This is a genomic window from Granulicella sp. dw_53 (assembly GCF_018449545.1).
In the GTDB taxonomy this organism is placed as follows: domain Bacteria; phylum Acidobacteriota; class Terriglobia; order Terriglobales; family Acidobacteriaceae; genus Edaphobacter.
In genome coordinates, this window is sequence record NZ_JAAVUR010000001.1 from 641,765 (window position 1) to 661,833 (window position 20,069).

The 20,069-nt window shown below is 53.7% G+C and carries 15 protein-coding genes; 7 read left to right on the top strand and 8 right to left on the bottom strand.

All coding sequences use genetic code 11. The features are described 5' to 3' along the window. Nucleotides 1-3 precede the first annotated feature (3 nt). From HB393_RS02710 to flgM, 7 genes are all read right to left on the bottom strand, one after another. Complete coding sequence (locus HB393_RS02710; RefSeq protein WP_213803585.1) at nucleotides 4-915, bottom strand: CopD family protein; 912 nt, start codon at nucleotides 913-915, stop codon at nucleotides 4-6. Continuing rightward, nucleotides 915-1,295, bottom strand: a complete 381-nt coding sequence (locus HB393_RS02715) for a copper resistance protein CopC (protein ID WP_213803586.1) — start codon at nucleotides 1,293-1,295, stop codon at nucleotides 915-917. Before HB393_RS02715 ends, HB393_RS02710 begins: the two co-directional genes overlap by 1 nt. A gap of 198 nt (nucleotides 1,296-1,493) precedes the next feature. Then, nucleotides 1,494-4,544, bottom strand: a complete 3,051-nt coding sequence (locus HB393_RS02720; RefSeq protein ID WP_213803587.1) for a CusA/CzcA family heavy metal efflux RND transporter — start codon at nucleotides 4,542-4,544, stop codon at nucleotides 1,494-1,496. Between the two features lie 3 nt (nucleotides 4,545-4,547). Beyond that, a complete protein-coding gene (locus tag HB393_RS02725) occupies nucleotides 4,548-5,660 on the bottom strand; it encodes an efflux RND transporter periplasmic adaptor subunit (RefSeq protein WP_213803588.1) in 1,113 nt (370 codons plus the stop codon). Further along, nucleotides 5,657-6,925 carry a TolC family protein gene (locus HB393_RS02730; RefSeq protein ID WP_255550720.1) on the bottom strand — a complete coding sequence of 423 codons (1,269 nt, stop codon included), beginning with the start codon at nucleotides 6,923-6,925 and terminating at the stop codon, nucleotides 5,657-5,659. Before HB393_RS02730 ends, HB393_RS02725 begins: the two co-directional genes overlap by 4 nt. A gap of 56 nt (nucleotides 6,926-6,981) precedes the next feature. Next, entirely contained in the window at nucleotides 6,982-7,410 is a 429-nt protein-coding gene (locus HB393_RS02735; RefSeq protein ID WP_213803589.1) for a hypothetical protein, read from the bottom strand. 134 nt (nucleotides 7,411-7,544) lie between these two features. Then, nucleotides 7,545-7,826 (bottom strand): flagellar biosynthesis anti-sigma factor FlgM, encoded by a 282-nt coding sequence (flgM, locus tag HB393_RS02740; protein ID WP_213803590.1) that lies wholly within the window; start codon nucleotides 7,824-7,826, stop codon nucleotides 7,545-7,547. 271 nt (nucleotides 7,827-8,097) lie between these two features. On the opposite strand from flgM, the gene HB393_RS02745 reads away from it, so the two are divergent. Then, nucleotides 8,098-9,237, top strand: a complete 1,140-nt coding sequence (locus HB393_RS02745) for a hypothetical protein (protein ID WP_213803591.1) — start codon at nucleotides 8,098-8,100, stop codon at nucleotides 9,235-9,237. 306 nt (nucleotides 9,238-9,543) lie between these two features. After that, complete coding sequence (locus HB393_RS02750) at nucleotides 9,544-11,274, top strand: tetratricopeptide repeat protein (RefSeq protein WP_255550721.1); 1,731 nt, start codon at nucleotides 9,544-9,546, stop codon at nucleotides 11,272-11,274. On the opposite strand, the gene HB393_RS02755 is transcribed toward HB393_RS02750, so the two are convergent. Continuing rightward, on the bottom strand, nucleotides 11,240-12,433 hold the full coding sequence (locus HB393_RS02755; protein WP_213803592.1) for a glycosyltransferase: 1,194 nt from the start codon (nucleotides 12,431-12,433) through the stop codon (nucleotides 11,240-11,242). The two genes, HB393_RS02750 and HB393_RS02755, sit on opposite strands and share 35 nt — an antisense overlap. 480 nt (nucleotides 12,434-12,913) lie before the next feature. On the opposite strand from HB393_RS02755, the gene HB393_RS02760 reads away from it, so the two are divergent. The 5 genes from HB393_RS02760 to HB393_RS02780 all read left to right on the top strand — a co-directional run bounded on the left by HB393_RS02760 (nucleotide 12,914) and on the right by HB393_RS02780 (nucleotide 19,760). Beyond that, nucleotides 12,914-13,315 carry a helix-turn-helix transcriptional regulator gene (locus HB393_RS02760; RefSeq protein WP_213803593.1) on the top strand — a complete coding sequence of 134 codons (402 nt, stop codon included), beginning with the start codon at nucleotides 12,914-12,916 and terminating at the stop codon, nucleotides 13,313-13,315. 221 nt (nucleotides 13,316-13,536) lie between these two features. Next, entirely contained in the window at nucleotides 13,537-14,556 is a 1,020-nt protein-coding gene (locus tag HB393_RS02765; protein ID WP_213803594.1) for a polysaccharide biosynthesis/export family protein, read from the top strand. 35 nt (nucleotides 14,557-14,591) lie between these two features. Beyond that, nucleotides 14,592-16,934, top strand: coding sequence for a polysaccharide biosynthesis tyrosine autokinase (locus tag HB393_RS02770; RefSeq protein ID WP_213803595.1), 2,343 nt, complete (start codon nucleotides 14,592-14,594; stop codon nucleotides 16,932-16,934). After that, nucleotides 16,931-18,562 (top strand): oligosaccharide flippase family protein, encoded by a 1,632-nt coding sequence (locus HB393_RS02775; RefSeq protein ID WP_213803596.1) that lies wholly within the window; start codon nucleotides 16,931-16,933, stop codon nucleotides 18,560-18,562. Before HB393_RS02770 ends, HB393_RS02775 begins: the two co-directional genes overlap by 4 nt. Beyond that, a complete protein-coding gene (locus HB393_RS02780; RefSeq protein WP_213803597.1) occupies nucleotides 18,552-19,760 on the top strand; it encodes a glycosyltransferase family 1 protein in 1,209 nt (402 codons plus the stop codon). The genes HB393_RS02775 and HB393_RS02780 overlap by 11 nt, the downstream gene beginning before the upstream one ends. The last annotated feature ends 309 nt before the right edge of the window (nucleotides 19,761-20,069 follow it).

Below are 20,069 nucleotides of genomic sequence, written 5' to 3' on the forward strand. Positions count from 1 at the left end.
AGATTACATGTTTGCCATCGGGGGTGCTGTATTGGCGAGTAGACCCGAGAGGCAAAGAATAAAGACCATGACGATTGCTTCGGCAAGTATTAGACGAAGCAGCAATGTAGTTCGTCTCCCGGTCGCGGGACGTTGTAGACAGAAGAGACGGCTGGTTGCGCCCAGGGAGAGCGCCGCAAGAACAAACGCAACCTTGATGAGCAATATCTTACCCCAGGTGCTGGTCCAGAGCGCCGGCAAGGAGTTGTTGAGCTCGCGGTCGGAGGTGTAGATGCCGGAGAGGACCAGCACGATGAGAGCCCAGGTGACGGTCTGCGAGAGACGATTTCCGTAGGTCCAGAGCGTTGCGATGCCGGCGTGGCGGGCCAGCCGGGGCAGAATAATGAGACCGGAGATGAGCACCGAACCGGCCCAGACAGCGGTCGCGAGGATGTGCAGGAGTTGGGTGAGTTCGGTGAGGGTGAAGTCGCCTTGGTCGGCGGCGTGTCCAGAGGCCGCCTTGGCGAAGGCTATCAGGCAGAGAGCGCCGATGGCGGACCAGATGGCGACGGGTTTTCTGCCTAGCAGGACCGTTACCAGCAGGATCGCGAGCCCGAGGGAGTTAAGGTACCAGAGCGTGCCCTGATGGGTGGAGGAGAGGATTGTGGGAGCGAGGGCGAGGTTTTCCGCAAAGCCGGTCGAGCCGCTCATACTGGCGGCGAGAAACCAGGGACGGACGAGATGCGCCAACATCAGAACTCCGATGCAGACTAGAAGCAGGCTTCGCAGTGGGTAGGCGGAAGGAGGTGAAGCTGGCTGCTCCGCGTTGGGAGCGGCCAGCCACCATCCGGCCAGCCCGATACCGAGGATGAGGGCGTAAGAGGCATCCGAGGAGGCTGCGAGTAGAACGCTAAAGAAGAGGATCGGACTGGCCACTACTTGACCGTGAACTTGTACTCACCTTGCGAGCGGTGGCTATCTACGGAGACGGCGACCCAGTTGACGATGTAGACGCCGGGATGCAACGTTGGCATGGCGAGAGTCATCGACTTGGCGTCTCCGCCGACGGCGGAGGAATCCTTGTTGACGACGTGGCCGGTGGCGTCAGTCACGGTGAGATGGCTGAACTTCGGCTCGATCGCGCCGCTGAAGTGCATCATGACGACGCTTGGCGAGGTGACGGTTGAGTCCGCCGCAGGCATCATCGCTTCTGGATGAGTGTGGGCGAAGGCAGAGGGGACCGCGAGGAAGAGTGCGAAGACGACGATTGCTGCGAAGGCCAGGGAGAGACAATTCCGCCGGGAGCTTTGGATCATATTGAGTCCTCTCATTCTTGAATGATTGCCTGCAACTCTGCGGGAAATCCCAGCGCGCCGAAGGCGGCCGGGAGAGGAACAACGGGGTCCTCCGTATTCTCAAAATGTAGCATGGAGCCGAATATAGATCGGCTTGACGGGAGTATCAAGCCGATTTTCTGGGTTTCGTGGCGGTTGCGGGACTCGCCCGCAACCGCGTTATGGCTGATCTCTCCTTCGCAGCAAGAGGGGCAGGATGAAGAGGATCGCAAGCACTGTGGTGAGCATGCCACCGACGACGACGCGGGCCAGCGGCTGTTGCGCCTGGGCTCCGATGCCGTCGGAGAGCGCGGCGGGCAGCAGGCCGAGACTGGCGGCCATGCAGGCCATCACTACGGGAACCATCTCGTCGAGACAGCCGTGCATGAAGCCTTCCAGGCTGTTATCTTCACGCTCGGAGCGGCGCACTCCGGAAAGGAAGACAACTGCGCCTAGGGTCGCGACTCCTATGAGCGAGGTAAAGCCTACGGCGGCCGAGATGCTGAAGGGGGTTCGTGTGATGAAGAGCGAGGCGACTCCGCCTACTGCGGCGAAGGGTAGCGTCGCAAGCACGATCAGGGCGTCTTTCCAGGAGTTGAACTGCACGAACAGAAGCACGACGATGACCGCCAGGGAGACAGGAACGATAATCGCAAGCCGCCGCTGTTCTTTCTTGAGCGAGTCGAACTCCCCGGCCCAGGTGTACTCGTAGCCGGAGGGTAACTTTACCTGTTGGGCGAGTTTGGATTGGAGCTCGTTGATGGTGGTGGCGAGGTCGCGTCCGCGTACGCTGAACTTGATGGGGATGTAGCGGCGTCCTCCCTCGCGATAGATCATGAAGCTGCCCTCGCGGATTGAGACATCGGCGATCTGGCCCAGCGGGACGCGGCTTCCGTCGGCGGTGGGAACGAGAATGCCGCGGATCGCGTCGGCGCTGTGGCGGTTTGCATCGGGATAGCGCACCGTCAGATCGAAGCGCCTATCTCCCTGAACTACCTGCGAGATTGGAGCTCCACCTACGGCAGCTTGAATGACTGCGTTGATGTCTCCCGAGAGAATTCCGTAGCGGGCGGCCCGTTGCCGGTCGATCTGAATGACCAGCGAAGGTTGACCGCCGACCTTGAACACGCCGACATCCGCGACGCCTGGGACGGAGGTCATGACCTCCGAGATCTTCTGGGCGACATGGGTCAATGTGTCGAAGTCATCGCCGAAGAGTTTGAGCGAGTTTTCGCCCTTCACTCCGGACATGGCCTCTTCGACGTTGTCCTGGATGTTCTGCGAGAAATTGAGGTCCACGCCTGGGAAACGCGAGAGGCGGTGATTCATCTCTTCGATGAGCTTGGGTTTGGTCAGCCCCGGCCGCCACTCACTGGCTGGCTTTAGGGTGACGGAGACTTCGATGTTATTGAAGGAACTGACGTCGGTGCCGTCGTCTGGACGGCCCATCTGCGAGACGGTCTGTAAGACCTCCGGGGACTCCGCGATGACGCTTCGCATCTCTCCGGCCAACTTTGCGGAGGTCGAGAAGGCGATGTCCTGCGGCAACGTTGCACGAATCCACAGGTTGCCTTCTTCGAGCGGCGGCATGAACTCACCACCGACCATGATGAACAGGATGACACCTGCCGCAAGGAGCGCCGCGCCACCAAGCCATACTGTCTTGGGATGTCCCAGCGTGGCCTTGAGGGCCTTGCCATAGCCGCGCCGCAAGCGAACATTGAGCCAGGTGTTCCCTGCCCCTTTCGCCTCTTGCTTGGGAGCGGTTACGAAGGCGAGTACGGGGGCAAAGATGAGCGCGAAGCCAAGGGCTCCCATCAGCGCGAAGCCGTAGGTCACCGACATGGGGGAGAAGATTTGTCCAGCGACTCCCTGCATGGTGAACAGCGGGACAAAGGCGATGAGGATGATGGCAGTCGAGAAGAGCACCGGCCGCGACGCCTCCATGACGCCTTCGACGATCAGATCGCGAGTGTCCTCTCCGGGGAGACGGCGCGTGAGCTTTCGGAAGATGCTCTCGAGCACGATGATGGACGAATCGACGAGGATGCCGAAGTCGATCGCTCCGATGGAGATAAGGTTTGCGGCGTGGTCTGTGACCACCATCAGTCCGAAGGCGAACAAGACCGCAAACGGAATGGTGACGGCTGCGATGAAGGTAATACGCAGATCACCCAGCATCACCAAGAGCACCAGCGTGACGAGGATGAGTCCGGTGATGACGACGTGCCACACGGTGTGGGTGGTGTTGTCGATCAGCTTAGTACGGTCGTAGATGGTGCTGATTTTCATGCCCCGAGGCAAGAGACCGCCGTTGTTCAGCTTTTCAATCTTGGCCTTGAGTCCTTGCAGGGCAGGCAGAGATTGCTCTCCTTTTTGGAGCAGCACAATGCCGATGACGACGTCGTTTTCGTGATTACGGCCTACCTGGCCCATTCGCGGCTGGAAGCCCTCTTTCACGGCCGCGATGTCGCTGATACGGATCGGTGCGCCGTTCTTTTCCGCGACGACTACGGCGCCGATGTCTCCTGTGTCATGGACCTGTCCCAAGGCACGTACGTTGACACTCTGATCCCCGAGTTGCAGATAGTTACCGCCGGCGTTGGCGTTGCTGGATTGCAAGGCGTTGATCACCTGTGTGAGCGTGACACCATAGCTTAGGAGCCGGTTGGGGTCGGGTTCCACCTGATACTGCCGCGTGGTTCCGCCGAAGGTCGTGATGTCGATGATGCCTTGAACCTGTTTCAGTTCGCGGCGGACGAGCCAATCCTGGGTAGCCTTGATCTCGTTGAGCGAGTATCCCGGACCTGTGAGCTGATAGCGGTAGATCTCTCCGATGGGAGACCATGGCGACAGCTGAGGCTGCAGATTGTTCGGCAGCGACAGGGTTTGAAGCCGGTTCAAGACTTCTTGACGGTCACGAAACTGGTCGGAGCCGAAGCTGAAGTAGAGTTTGACGTCTGAGAGGCCGAAGATGCTGATAGAACGGACCTCTTCGAGGTGAGGGGTTCCGTTCAACGTCGTCTCGACAGGAACGGTTACCTGCTGCTCCATCTCTTCGGCAGACCAGGAGGGATTCTGGGTGATGATCTCGACCAGAGGCGGAGAGGGGTCGGGGTAGGCCTCGATATCGAGCCGCGTCAAAGCAAAGACGCCAGCGGCGAGCATTACGAAGAAGACGATCAGGACGATCGCCCGGAATTGGATCAGGCGGCGGATCAGAGCTTTCATCGATCAGTCTCCTGTAACCGGGCGAAGAAGAGCGCCGCCCACGGTGACGACCTTATCGCCGTCGTTCAGACCACTGAGGATCTCTACCTGCCGGACGCCAGCCTTGTCGAAGGTGCGGCCGGTCTGGACGGGGTGTTGATCGAACTTGCCCTGACTGTTCAGAAGAAATACGCTCGTCTTCTCCCCTTCGTGCAGCACAGCCGTCTCAGGCAAGAGGTAGACCCGGCGGGATGCACCTTCGATCCGAATGGTGGCGAACATCTCGGGCTTAAGTAGGTGTCCCTTGTTCACCAGCACGACACGCAACTTCAGAGTGTGGGTCGATGGGTCGAGTGCGTCTGAGATATTCGCGATCGTGCCTGTCAGTTTGGTGTCGGGATATGCGGGCACGAGTACCTGAACGTGGCTTCCAGTCTTCAAGGAAGACAGGTCGCGTTCAAATACGTCTCCGCTCACCCAGACTGTATCGAGATTGGCAATGGTGGCGATGGTGGTCGCGTTATCAAGGGAGCGTTGCATCTCGCCTGTCGCTGTTCCCACATCGAGGATCGCTCCGCTGATGGGAGCCCGAAGAGCTACCTGATCGGAGACTCCGTTCTCATCGAAGCCGAGTTCGTGGATGCGTTGCCGCGCTCGCTCTACTTCGGAGTGGGCTATCTCGTCGGTTGCTTCCAACTCGGCGTAGTCCGCCTGCGAGAGCACGTCATGCTGGAGCAGCAGTTTGCCTCTCGCCAGAGCGCGGTCTGCACGCAGCACCTCGATTTTCGCCTTCTGGAAGTCAGTCCGCGCCAATGCGACATCGCTGCTCTCCAGCATCGCGATGACGTCACCCTTCCCGACCTCCTGGCCGGGGAGAACGCGCAGACCGAAGATGCGTCCGCTCAACGGAGGATAGATGTGGACGACTTTGGTGGGGTCTGCCATTACGTGGGCAGGCACATCCAGGGAGTCGATATTCTGCTGCGACATGACGGTGGTGGTCTCGACTCCCACGTTCGCCTGCTGATTCGCAGGTGCGGCGGGGGGCGCCTCTTTGCATCCGGCTGTCGAGAGGGTAAAGCCTGCGGCAATCGCAAGGACTAGGCTGGCGGATTTAATTCGTATGCTGGTCTTCATGGCGTCATGTCCGTCGCGGTTGCATAGCTCAGTTGATGAAGCGCAAGCCAGACCTGAGCGTTGGCGTTCAGGCTGCTCAGATGGATGGCGCGATAGTCGCGCAGCGCCTCCAGATAGTCCAGAAGCGTGGCGTTGCCATTGCGATAGCTGAACTGGAGATTGTCGCGAACGCGGCCTGCTTCCTCGAGATAGTGAGAGTTGTAGCGATCGGCGAGGTGTCTCGCGGTCTCTAGCGCGCTCCAGGCTTGATCCACATCGTTGATTACCTGATTGCGCGCCGCCTGGACGGCGAATTGGCTGGAGTTCACCTCAAAGCGGGTCCGCTCTTTTTCGCCTTGATTTCGATCGAAGATACGCAGAGGGATGGCGATGCTGGCGCCCAGCGTGTTGTTCGCTCCGCTCCGTTCGTACTCCAGCGCGGCTGTAGGATCTGCGGTTCCACCAGCCACCGCGAACTGCGCGTTTGCGCGGGCGGCCACCAGGCCCTGCTGAGCGGCACCGAGATCTGGCCGTTGGGCGACTGCGGCCTGCTCTGCTTCCTCCCGGGTCTTGGTGAGAGCCGGGAGATCGAGAGCCCCGATTACGTCCAAGGTCGGATCGGGATGTTCTACCCCAAAGAGCAGTTGAAGCTGTGCGCTGTTCTGTTGGATGGTGAGCTTCGCATTGTCGTCGTCGGACTCAAACTGAGCGAGTTGGAGGTCGATTCGCTCATAGTCGGTGCGGGTGATATCGCCGGCATCGAGCCGCGATTTACTCAGGTCTACGGTCTTGCGATAGTCGGTGAGGTTCTCTTCGGCGATGGAGAGCGATTCCTTGGCGACCAGCAGATTGGTAAACGCCTGGCGAACGTTCAGGGTGACCTGACGTTCCTGATCCTTCAACTGATCTTCCGTTTGATCGCCGGTTGCTGTGGCGCTATCCATGCGCCAACGCCGCTTCTGCCCCCGCTCGAAGAGACGTGAGACATTTGCCGAATAGTAGTAAGGGTTTCCACCCTCGTTGTTGACCTCGGGCAAGGTTACGCCCTGGCCAAGAAGCGTCAAGGTGGGATTTTGGCGTTGCGCCGCGGTGATGCGCTGGGCACGGGTCGCTGCAAGGTGCTCGCGGGCCGCGAGTAGAGCCGGGTTACGCTCCAGCGCTCTTTCCACGGCTTGTTGCATCGTCAAAGGTGCTGTAGAGACGGGTGGCGGATTTGACTGCGCATACATTGAAGATGCTGACAGTAGAATCCACAGGCACATCATCCCTGAACGTTTTGGGGGCATACAACTCCCGAATCTGGTTCAAGTAAAAAGAGGTTTTAAAAGGGAAGGACGATCAGTTACGCAATGTCCCGCAGGCCGACAGAGACAGCTTCAGTAGGTGGACGAACGCCGAGTGCTCTAACGAAGCCCGTCAATACCACTGTCGAAACAGTACGAGGCCGCAGTTGTGCCGACTCGATCCCTAAGAGCGGACCCACAGAGAGAACCCGAGTATAGAACGGGACGGCATCCATCAAGGCCGCTGAACTGGCAGGCGGAAGCCCCGTCTGATCTCCGGGAAGTGCATGCTCTACCTCTGCTTGCGCCCGTGACGCCATTAGGTCATCTGTAATCGAGATCGCAGGGAGCAAAAGCACAACAAGCAACGCCAGAGCGACACAAGCCGTCCATTTGATAGCAGAGCCGCGACGACGCAGCGCGCTCATCCACCACACGGTCAGGAAGATGGAGACCGAGAACCATGCGATATTGAGGAGAAGCTCCACTTAAATGCGAGTATAGAACATCGCTGGGAGCGATGGCTAGGTGGTGTTCCTCACTCAACGGGCAGAGCGTGCGGATTGGAACATCCGCTATCGAGATGAATCCACTCCCCTGGACAGAGTTCAAACCCTCCAAGTTACTTTGATTGCTGACTTATGATGGCGTCGGCAACTTTCTCTGGATCGATCTGATATTGGCCTGCATCGAGTGCCTGTCTGATCGCATCTACCTTACCTTGCTGCGTATCGGGTGTCTTCAGCGCCTGGGTAACGAGTGCCTGGACGGAGGCACTGTCCGCATTCAATGTGGCTCGATCCGTGGTTGTCCTCGGAGTCGCCACAACGTCACTGGAGATTTGCTTCGAACTTCGTTCGGTGACCGCCTGAACTGAAGCCACATCATTCAATTGAATCTTCATTCAAAACCTCCTGTCTCCACGGTACGCTTATCGGCAGCGACAACAAAGATCTTAGCCCGCGAGACAAATATCTGAAAAAAAGAGCATGAACAATTCTTCCAGTGTTCGATGGAAGAATTCCCAGCGTGTTGAGATGCGTGCCCTTACCTACCAGGCTTTCACACTTAAGAAATGAATCTCCATCCAGTCGAAACGACTCTAGATATTCGATAGCGATCAGTGACAATCGTCCGGAAGCGGAATAAAAAATGCCTGTAAGGGTTTAGCGGCTATGCGGAAAAATAATTCTGATAGCAAAGATGTCCTGGTCTCAGGACGAATCATTACTCCGCACGGGGTGCTTCTGGGAGCTTTGCTGATACTTAGTTCGCTGACCCAGTCGAAGCCGCTATTTGCCGCCTCGCATCGTGTCACGAATAATCACAACGCGATTTCAAAGACTATGCGGCGTGGAGAGACCGTTCTTGTCGTACAGGAGGGCCCCGGAAAAGTTGTTATATTCTCCGCGTTCAATCCTTCCCAGAGTAAGACGGTTGACGTGGGCGAAAAACCGCACGAGATCGAACTGACCGAAGATGGCGAAACAGCCTTTGTCTCCAACTTCGGTCTCCTCGACGCCAATCATCGCGTCGGGACCCCTGGAACGACGATCTCTGTCCTGGACATAAAAGGGGGTGTCGAACGGACCAGATTTCATCTTCCTGAGGGTCTGACCGCCCCGCACGGATTGAAACTCCGTCCGCCGGCTTATCAGGAACTTTTTACCAATACAGAAGAAGGCAAAGAAGAGATGATCGTCTTCGAGGCAAACTCGGGAGCGGTCCGCCGGCACTTTGCTCTTCCCCACGGGGTGCACAACTTTATCTTCAACGCGGATGGAACGGCCTTGTTCGCCTTTGCGACGACGAGCGAGATCTTTCGCATCGATCCGGACCACGGCACGGTTACGGCTACAGCGAAACTATCCTCTCCTCGTGGTTTTACCTGGACGGCTGACCAGCGCCAACTCATCGTTGGCTGTCTCAATGAGTTGGTTCTCCTCGATCCCGAGACCTTGTCCGTCATCCACCGCTTCGGCGATCTTGGCGGTGGACAGATCTTCTACCCAGCCGTGACGTTGGACGGACGGTGGATCCTCGCTCCTGCGCTCCTGGATGGTGTTGTCCTGATGGTTAATGCAATCACGGGAGCTGTAGAGCATCGCATTGAGACGGGCAGTCCCCTTCAAATCATTCCGGATGGAAGACGGGCCTGGGTGTCGAACGTTCGTGTCCCCGCCAGCATGTTGAAGCCAAATGCTAAACCCGCGAATGGCGGAGTCGTCCTGATCGATCTCAATACCTTTTCCATGATGCCTATCGGCGAAATACCCGACAACCATGGAATTGCGGTCACGATGCAACGGAATTGAGAGATAGCCGGACTTTCACTAGAACGGTCCGGGACCGTCTTCCATGGTTGTCACTTTATTCGGTTCCGCAATCTGGCACATTTGGTAATAAGTCAGAATGCCCAGATAATTGACTGGGAATATTTTCGACGAAGAAGTGTTGTTGAAGAGGCAAATACAAATCTTCTACTGCTGACGATGCGAGCGATGCCTTCGGTCGCGCGGCATTTAGGCATTTAGCAGTTGTTAGATATATTTTGAATTTCGGGAAAGGTGGCAAGCGGGCAAGCTGATTCGCATATGCCGCGGCCGTCACGGATGATTACGATGAAGTACTTCCTTCGCACGTTCTTTGGTTTTGCTCTCGCAACCTATTCGACAGCTCTTCTGGGGCAGCATCATCACCACGGAGCAGAGGGCGGAGATCCCAACGCCGCGGTTGAGAAGTTCGGTTCCATCCACATGCCCATCTCGTGCACTGCCTCTGTGCAGGCTCCCTTTGAGCGCGGAGTCGCCCTTCTCCACTCGTTCTGGTACGAAGAGGCTGAAAAGCAGTTTCAAGCTGTAGCTATCGCCGACTCGAAGTGCGCTATGGCGGAGTGGGGACTTGCCATGGCCCAGTATCGACCCTTCTGGGATGGGATGCCGGAGGATCGCCGCAAGATCGGTATAGTCGACATCGATAAGGCCACTGCACTGAACGCCAAGACGGATCGCGAGCGACGCTACATTGCAGCTCTCAGCGCCTATATGCACGCCGATCCATCTCAGAACGAGAAGGCGGTACATGCCTATGCAAGTGCGATGGGTGCTCTGCACAATGCATATCCCGACGATGTTGAAGGCACAGCATTTTATGGCCTCGCACTCGCAGCCAGTATCGGAACGCAGGACCCGGTCGGCGATGCCCGCAAGGCGCTCGCTGTCCTCGAACCTGGCTTCCAGGCGCATCCCGACCATCCAGGCTTCGCGCATTACATCATTCATACTTGCGACAGTCCCCAGCTCGCCCGCGAAGCTCTTCCCGCAGCCGAACGGTATGCTGCCATCGCGCCTTCCTCGGCTCATGCACTCCATATGCCAGGACATATCTTTGCCCGCCTTGGCATGTGGCAGGAAGACATTGACTCGGATGAAGCGTCTGTGCGGGCCTCCGAACTCGCAGAGAAAAATCATCAGGCTGGCGTGACACACGAACTCCACGCATATGAGTTTCTTCTGTACGCCTATCTTCAGCAGGGCGATGACGCCAACGCCAAGCGGATCCTCGACATCGCCGAACCGATGGCCGCTCATCTGCGTTCTATGCCCGATCTTGCAAACGACGGGATGGCTCACTATCTGACCTACGCGCAGGTTGAGTTCCCTAGCATCTACTACCTGGAGATGCATGATTGGAAGGCTGTTCTATCTATTCCAGAGCCGCCGAACTCCATTCCTTCTGCGAAGTACTTCCGCTTCTGGGCACAGGCCATTGCCGCAGGCCGTCTTCGTGATGCTGATGCCGCCGATAAAGCAGCAGCGGCAGCCGGACAGATTGCAGCAGAAGCTGAAAAGGAAGGTAGCCCCATCGGTGCAGAGATCGCCACAACTCAGGCCACGATTAAAGCCTGGCAGAGCTTCGCTCACAAGCAGGACGAGCAAGCCCTCCAACAGATCGCCGCCGCTGCCGATATTCAGGACCGCGTCGGACAGGCAGAGGTGGACATCCCTGCACGCGAGATGTATGCAGATATGCTGTTCATCGACAATCGTCCTGTCGAAGCTCTTGAACAATATCGTACAGCTCTGAAATTAAGTCCGAATCGTTTCAACGCTCTCTACAACGCTGGCCGCGCGGCGGAGGCCGCAGGTAAGCCTGAAGAAGCTCTCAACTACTTCACACAGCTTATGAAGGTTACAGGTGGTGGTGAACGTACACAGCGTCCCGAGGTCTTCACCGCCAAAAGCTTCCTCCATAAGGAGCAGGCCGATGGCTCGTCTACTCCCATGGTTCCTGCTGAACAAATAAGTACCCGTGCGATCAACCTAGTTTCTGCGCAAGCGTATCACTTCTAGAACAGTCGACGTCTGTAGAGGCTGGATAGACCGCATCGCGTACGGCGCGTGCTCGCTGCTCCCATGTGCCCTGCTTGCTTGCCTCCCAACGTGCGGTCTCATATCCGTCGGAAAAGTCCTTTGAATATAAATATAGAAGAGCAGACTTCATCTCCTCAGCAGTATCTACCAGAGTTACCAAAGGAACTTTTTCGAGCAACTCAGCGAATCCACGAGTTGCAATCATAGGCCTGCCTGCTGAGAGATGTTCATAGAACCGGGTCGAGCTACCAGAGTATGTCGGCTCTTTTTTCCTGTAAGGAAGCACCGCGACATCCACACATCGCGCATACGCTTGAAGCTCACCATACTGCTTCATTCCCACAAATCGGCCCTGCTTTTGAACCCACTCGCGTGCCGCGTCCTGCTTTCGATCGACAATAGTTCGGGTGGTCGGCCCAACGAAGAGCCAGGAGAAATTGGGAGTTTGCTTGATTGCTTCGGCGATCAAGATCCAATCCATGTTGCCAGATAGATCACCTAACACACCAGCTATGGGCCTGGGCAGATCTAGGACATCTTCCGGAAGCTGCCCCGGAACGAACCGCGGGCTCGCAGCTACATTGCTCTCTCTCGTCGCATTAGGAATGATTGTGATCTTGTCCGCACTGCAGCCTGCCTCGTTCACGAGGTACTCTGCGATACGTCTTGAGTTTGGACATACCACTCTAGCTACCCTGCACATGCGAACGTCCAGAGCAAGAATCTGCTCCGGATTCATACCTTCATAGGCGAAGGTTAAATCGGTCACGTAATAAATTACAGGTCCAGGCCACCTTTCGGCCACCGGCGCATAAAAAGGCGTGGAACAAATCAGGGGTGATTCCTCAGGCGAAGCTGTCTCCGCAAGCAGACGATGGATCAATGACTCTTCGAATGGAAAGAGCCAACTGATCGGCCACTTTGCATATCCTCGTTGTAGAGGAAATTCCAAAGTCTGTAATTCTGGATTGGTTAGTCTGATGTGTCTCTGCCAAGTCTGGAATAAACCCAAAGATTCTATCTTTGGGGACCAACAAACAATGTCTTCCAACTTACTAAGTGCATAAGCAAATTCCTTCATCCAGATACTGCCGACATCGAGAACCTGCCACCGTCTATTTTTCGCCAGAAGTTCCATCTTTCCTCGCTGATCTAGTTTCGAGGTTAAACCCGCATTCATCTTAAACAAATAGCACTATGCACACATTTGCATTCGATATGACCATTTCCTTTCACATGCTTATTCCTCGGATAAATCGATCATTTGACCTATGTTCCTATGATGCCACTCTCGCAGTAAATAGCCTTATTCCAGTCAGCGCATGCCATTCCATAAGCGTTTGTGTGGCGCCCTTACTACTTATTGGTATAGATTCAAGATCTATCTAACGTCGCTCTTGGACAACAGATGAATTTATCTATTTATTTAGAGTTTATTCTTTGAATTCTGGGACAGAAAATGAAGAAATTTTTCTGCATAAGGTCCCTCTTAAGACCTGTCTCCGATGCGTGAATGCGGACGACTGCTCATCTCGTAATAACTTAGTCGGCATAAAATTGCGGACTGAGAATAGACGGATTTAGAACGGCACGACTTCTTTGGGGATCGGATATGCCAATGGGAACTCTATTTCTAAACTCATCAGCAAACCAATTATCTATCGGCCGGCAAATTGATCCACAGAGCAGACAGGCTGTGGGCGAATCGACTCCGGGCTTTTCAACAATAAACTCCAATGCCTCGCTTATACCGGCGAATAATATGGCTTACTCCATTCGAGCTAGGCATCAAACGATCTCAGCGAATGGAGATAATGTAAACGTAAGGTTTGGTAAACGCTTGCGTGAGCTTCGAGCCAGATGTGAATTTACCCAACTGGATGTAGCGAGGAAGTTCGGAATCGATCGTAGTTTTATTAGCGATGTTGAGCGTGGAAAGAAATCGATATCACTTCCGTTGCTAGAGGTAATAGCGCTTGGATTCGAGATTAGCCTTTCTGAACTCTTTAAAGATTTGTGAGCATTCAGATGCACGCACCCGGCCAATCCATCCTACTTCACTTAGTATTTTATTTATTCACTTTGTTAGTAATCTAACTATCGTTACTAATAATGAAAATAGTTGTTACCTAAAATTAAGATCATAAGGTAAACAAAACTAATATCGTCGACTGACTACATTTTATCCAAGGAGATTGCAAAGGGATGTAAAGTACGTTTCAGAAGGCTCGGTCAACTACCATGAGATCGCACATCATTACACGCTGCTTATTACTTCAAGTATCAGCTCTGTGCTTTGTCGGACATACGTCTCTGGCACTGCAAAGCGATGGAAGTAATACGGCTGGTAAAGCCGTTCGCGACGTTGATTTGAAGGCTAGCCTCAATCGCGGCCAAAATGTGCTCGGCCCTGGCGATCAACTGAGTATCCATGTAGCGGACCTTGATGAAATTTCAGATAAGCCGATAAGGGTTGATCCAAATGGTGAGATCGACCTGTCTCTCATCGGGCGCATCCATGTAGCCGGCCTTACGCTTAGTCAATTCAAAACTGATCTAGCGGAACGTCTAAAAAAATACATCGACAATCCTCAAATCACAATCAACGTGACAGACAACCAAAGCCGTCCTGTCTCTGTGATTGGGGAAGTTAATGCTCCAGGGGTACACCAACTACCAGGCCCCCTGAATCTGATCGAAGTTATTTCGCTGGCTGGTGGAGTTAAAAACGATGCCGGCTCCAAGGTGATCGTTACACGCCAAATGCGTTGGGGGCCCCTACCGCTCCCAAACACTGCTCAAGATGCGACCGGCGCATTCACCACGGCGACTCTGTCCCTCGACAATCTCTTATCGTCAAAAACCCCAGCGGATAATATTTCAATCCAGCCGAATGATGTGATCTCCATTCCCAGAGGCGATATCGTCTATGTCATCGGCAACGTTCGGCGCGCTGGCGGCTTCCCATTAGCCTCACACGAAAAAATGTCGTTGCTTCAAGCCCTCTCTTTGGCGGAAGGCTTGTCACCAAATGCAGCAATGAAGGATTCAAAAATCTTACGGCCTATACCAGGTAGTGACAACAAACCACAAGAAATACCGGTCGACGTAAAACAGATCTTTGCTGGGAAAGCGCCAGACGTTCCACTCTTCGCGAATGACATTTTGTTCATTCCGAATAGTGCTGCAAAGTCTGGTAGCCGCAGGGCGGCTGAGGCTGTGTTGCAGATGGCCACAGGCGTCGCAATTTACGCGAGATAGGAAGCTCTCGCATTTGTACCAAAGGAGGAGGACCGATGAAATCCGTATCCGCCGAAGCTGGCATAGATAGGCGACCTCCTCCGTATAAATATAGCGCTCTTATATCGCACACAACCAATCAGGAGTACTCGCCCAACTCCATACGACCAGAAGATGGGGATACTGGAAGCAGTCTGATGGTTGAATACTATCGGACCATAGTCCGATATCGTCGCCTCATCCTCACTATCGCGGTCTGTGGAGCAATTGCCGGAATATTTTCACATTTAACGACCCAGCCGATTTACCGCACCCGCACGTCGCTCGATATTCAAAGCCTCAACGGCGACTTTATGAATATGAGATCGATTGATCCAACAGGAGCATCCTCAAGCGAAACAAATGTCCAAACGCAAATCAAGCTTTTACAAAGTGATTCGTTGATGGACCGTGTGCGTGCCAAGCTGACGAGTGAGGCGCATCAAGACTATATAGAGCGTACAGATCTCTTGTCGCAGACTCGCCGAACGCTGCATCTTAATGGATCTCAGCCAATTCCTTTTCCGGCACTTCTCGACGAAACGATCAAACTTGTAAAAGTTAAACCACTGGGTCTTACACGCCTGGTCGAAGTCTCGTGTGACTCATGGGATGCCGCCTTCGCAGCTCATTTTTGCAACACCCTTACGAGCGAGTTTCAGGCGCAAGACCTGGAAAGTCGCGGCTCAGAGGCAAAACGGACGAGCGATTGGCTAATGCGACAGGCGAGCGATATTCGTCAAAAGGCCGAGAATTCAGAACAACGGCTCATGAGCGAAACTGGCGGCAATGGCCTTATTTTGTCTCAGGAGAGTAATACGGTTGGTGAAGATCACCTACGTCAACTACAGGGGGAGTTAGTAAAGGCACAGGCGGATCGGATGGAAAAAGAAGCACAAGCAAGAGTAGCCGAGACCGCGGCTGTCGAATTAACTCCGACTGTAGTAAATGACGCGACCTACACCGCCGCACAGGCTAAATTGGCAGAACTTCGCAATCAAGTCGCGGCATTGATTCCTCCTCTGACCGAGGCAAACCCAAAGATCATCCATCTTCGTTCAGAGATACGGCAAGCGGAAGAGACTATCGCAAAGGCGGGAACCGACAGCGCTAAGCGTCTCCACAACGAGTACATGGCGGCAAAGCATCGGGAAGAACTGCTTACTCTTGCCTATCATTCTCAAGAAGCAAGCGTCTCATCCGACCTTGAAAAAGGCTCGAAGGTCGCCCTCTTGCGGCGTGAGGTCGAATCGGAACAACAGCTCTACCAAACGTTGCTGCAGCGTGCAAAAGAGGCGGGCTTCGCATCAGCTATGCAAGCCTCGACGATTCGTATAGTAGACGAAGCACGCACGCCGCATCTACCTGTCTATCCGCAACACCTGACCACGACCGTCATTGGACTGATCTTAGGATCATTCAGTGGTTTGGCTATTGCCTTCTTCAAGGATCGGAATGTGAAGGTTCTCAGAATGCCAGGTGATAGTGCCCAGCTTCTCCATATCCATGAACTTGGCGTTATCCCATCCCCAACAAGCGGTGGAAACATGATCTCCGCTCGGAGCGGCTCAAATCGTATTGTTACTACAATCGATCTGTCATCAACTGTGACCAAATCCCGCCAGAAGAATGCTATGGAGGCAGTAGGTTGGAATGAGCAGTTTTCGCTTGTTGCGGAGGCTTATCGCAACACAACCCATTCTCTTCTACTTTCCGATTCCATTAAGGGCGCGCGCATTTATGTTATTTCCTCACCTGGAGCGAGTGAAGGTAAGACTACAGTAACTTCGAATCTTGGTATTGCTTTAAGTAAATCAAAACTTCGGGTTGTTTTGATTGATGGTGATCTACGTAAGCCAAGCCTTCACAAAGCTCTATCAGTCTCGAACGAAATTGGCCTCCGGGATGTCCTACGCGGGGAAGTGAATCTCTCTGATTCTTCACTTATGTCGTTCTGCAAGCCCACAGCGTTCCCGAAGCTGTCTGTTATTCCGTCTGGTAAAGGCCATGAAGAGGTGGTCGAACTATTGCATTCATCCAGATTAAGTGATCTGTTAGAACGTCTCACCCATGAATTTGACGTGATCCTTGTGGATACTCCCCCTATGCTACATATGGCAGATGCTCGAATCATCGCCGGACATACAAACGGAGCGATCCTCATCCTCCGATCTGGAGTGACAAAACGTGATGAAGCGGTAACCGCACTCAGTCTCCTGAATCACGATCGAGTCCCCGTAGTGGGGACTGTTCTCAATGATTTTAATCCAACAAAAGAGGGCAAATCGAGTTACTACAGCTCTTATTACGCCTACAAACATAATGGTGAATCGGAAGATCATTTAGCGGTGAGTTCATGAGTCTACCTGCCGTTCTATCCGACCCGGTAATCGAAGGTGAGTTTTCTACCGAGGAGCTAGCTCCCACTGTTGCACCAGAAACTCCGATCCCCTCCCATGTAGCAAGCGATGTCCTCAAAGGCACCTCTGCACTTGCCCTTGGTATCTTCCTTGAACGTGGAGCTGGATTCTTAGCCAATATACTTGCGGCAAGGTTGGCAGGAGCCTCGACGTTTGGAGCATATTCCCTAGCCATCGGCACCGCTAACAACGTTTCTACTTATGCAGCAGGTGGTATTGGCGCAACGGCAACCCGATTTTCCGGGAAGTATCCGTTCGACAGCTCTGGTTACGCCACCCTTGCCAGAGTACTTACGATCGTCTCTCTTGTCTCTGCAATAGCAGCAGCGTTTGGCTTATGGTTTGGAGCTGCTCCAATCGCACATCTGCTGCATAAGACTGATCTCACAAATCTATTGCATTGGGCAGCGATTTCGGCAGCGGGCATGATCTTGCTCGAATGTGCTCGCGGGTTCTTTGTTGGCCAACGACGGCTTGCAGCCCTAGTGCTGCTCTCATTGGTAGTCGGTACTGGAATGGTCACGCTTCTTCCATGGATGGCATCGACCCGACGAGCAGTTCCTATGATCGTCGTGCAAAGCTGCATAACGCTCGTCTCCGTCGCCGTCTGTCTTTTGTTTGCTCGACAATTGAACCTGTTCGCGACAACAAGTAGTTCCCTACCGCTTATTCCTATGTTGCGCGAGGTTTGGTCTTTTGGATTTGTCCAGCTTGTAGGCCTGGTTGGAGTAAATCTCGCAGGATGGTGGCTCACAGCATTGGTCGCCCGCTCTGATGTGACCCTAGAACAAATAAGCTTCTTTTCAATAGCCAGTCAGTTGCGTAACTTAACCGGCCTTCTGCCCGGACTACTGACTGAAGGTAGTTATTCAACCATGGCCGATACCACCGGTGAACATTTGCGCACTCCCCAACGAGTGATGGCCTTATGTACCTATGTATCAACCGGCACGACTTTCACGATTGCCTCTTTAGGGATCGTGATTGCACCGTGGCTTTTACATCTGCTCTATGGTTCAGCCTATCGTAGCGCAGGTCTGGCTGTCGCAGTAGCATTTGCAATAGCCTTGGTCCACATGGGAAATGCCCCCGCAGCCGCACGTCTAACCATCGCATCCCTGCGATACGCAGGCATAGTGAACACTATTTGGGCATTATTAGTTGCATGCGTTGGAACACTTCTACTTTACCGTGGCGGCGGTGCAGCGCTTGCGATGTCCGTTTATTTTGCGGCACATATCGTGTCTTCTGCCTTAGTGCTCTTTGCGCTTTCTCGTAAAGATCATGTTCCAGCTGGCCTTGTGAAATTATTTATTCTCAGCACAGGTGGCGTTTTCGTACTGTTGGTTCTCTCTTTTTTGCGTGAAAGATATGTCGGCCACGGTCTTTCAATTACAGCAGTGATGTTTTTACTATTCCTGCTAACGCTGGCCGCGTTGGTCATTCTCGGCAAACAATATGGATGGTTCCCGACAACGTCGGCCATACAGCATATGAGAAAGTCTACGACCTTGATCGTTAGACGTACGGTTCACACTTTTTTCCGGAGGAGGTCCTATGAAAACTGACTCCGTTTTGGAATCCTCCATGGACGCCGTAGGTCAGATCAAGAACGATACGCATTCACCACTGGCCAAGATAAAGATATTGACTTACGTGCATATGCGGAACATTCACGAATCTACCGGCGCAGGCCGTACCGCTCGCCAAATCGTCGAACATCTCGCAGCTCGCACTGATGTTGATATGCACGTCTTAGCTGATGCGAAAGATCGCGAACGAATCCTCCCACAAGTTCAAGCTCCATGGTCTAACTACAGCTATCACACCTTCTCCACTGATACCTCCCGGCAACAGACAAAGTGGTTCTTGTTCAATCGTCCGCGGGCAGAGAGCTATTGGTCCGACGCTCAGATCGTGTTTTGCACTGGTGAGTCCTACGTACCTGTCAAACGAGCGCGTCTTGTTGTTACTGCCCATGACGCCGGTTACTTTGAACCAGAGGCACACCTTCGCGATAAGTCCTATTGGAAACAACGCCTAAAGTGGTCACTCTTGTTTAATAAGTTAGCCCAACATGTGGATATGTTTCATACCGTCTCACAGTTTTCGGCAGATCGCCTTGCGCATTTTTTCCCTCAGATTCGTTCGCGTATTCGCTATGTACATAACGGTGTGACACCGCATTTTTTTGAGCCCATAAAGACTGAAGGCCGTGACTTTGTGACACAAGCTGGATTAGCCAACAGACCCTACGTGCTCGTTCCAGGAGGTCTCCATTATCGAAAGAATGCCGACCTAATCTTGACGACAGCTCGAGTGTTGCTAAGGCGATTCCCAGATCTACAAATTGTGATTGTTAATCACAACAATCCGGTTTACCTACCTGCCGCGTACAGCTTAGGAGAGCGACTGAAGCTGCTTGGGTTTGTCTCGGATTCCGCACTTCACGCTCTGTATGCCATGGCGAAAATTGTATGGTTTCCATCCCTCTATGAAGGCTTCGGCCTTCCCGTCGTCGAAGCGATGGCATGTGGGACACCAGTAGTAGCCAGTAACTCTTCGTCAATCCCGGAGATCGCTGGCAATGCGGCAATACTATGTGATCCTAAAGATCCAAATGCGCATCTCGGGGCAATCAGTTCTCTTCTAACAGACACACTTGCATGTGAGCAATTTTCCGAAGCAGGCAAACTTCATGCGAAGCGATTCACATGGAGTTCTTCAGCGGCACAGCTTAAAGAAAGCTTCGACACTCTCCTCTAGAAATCACCAATTAGGAAACTACTATGCCGGACCTACTCACTCCTAATCCGATTACCGCAGTAACCACTCCTCAGAATTTCAGTGGAAGACGCGGAGATTCTCAGTTAGTGAATAGGAGAAAAGTTGTCTTGGTCCACGCGGGGGCGCGGGATGCATATCAACTTGCATTAGCCCTGTCCGAAGCAGGGCTGCTCGACAAGTTAGTCACGGACCTATTCTGGCCATTAGAACTTAGTTGGACTAAAACACTAACGTCCTTTTTCCCCCCATCGATTTTGAACCTACTCCGCCGTCGTAGTGCTCCAGGTC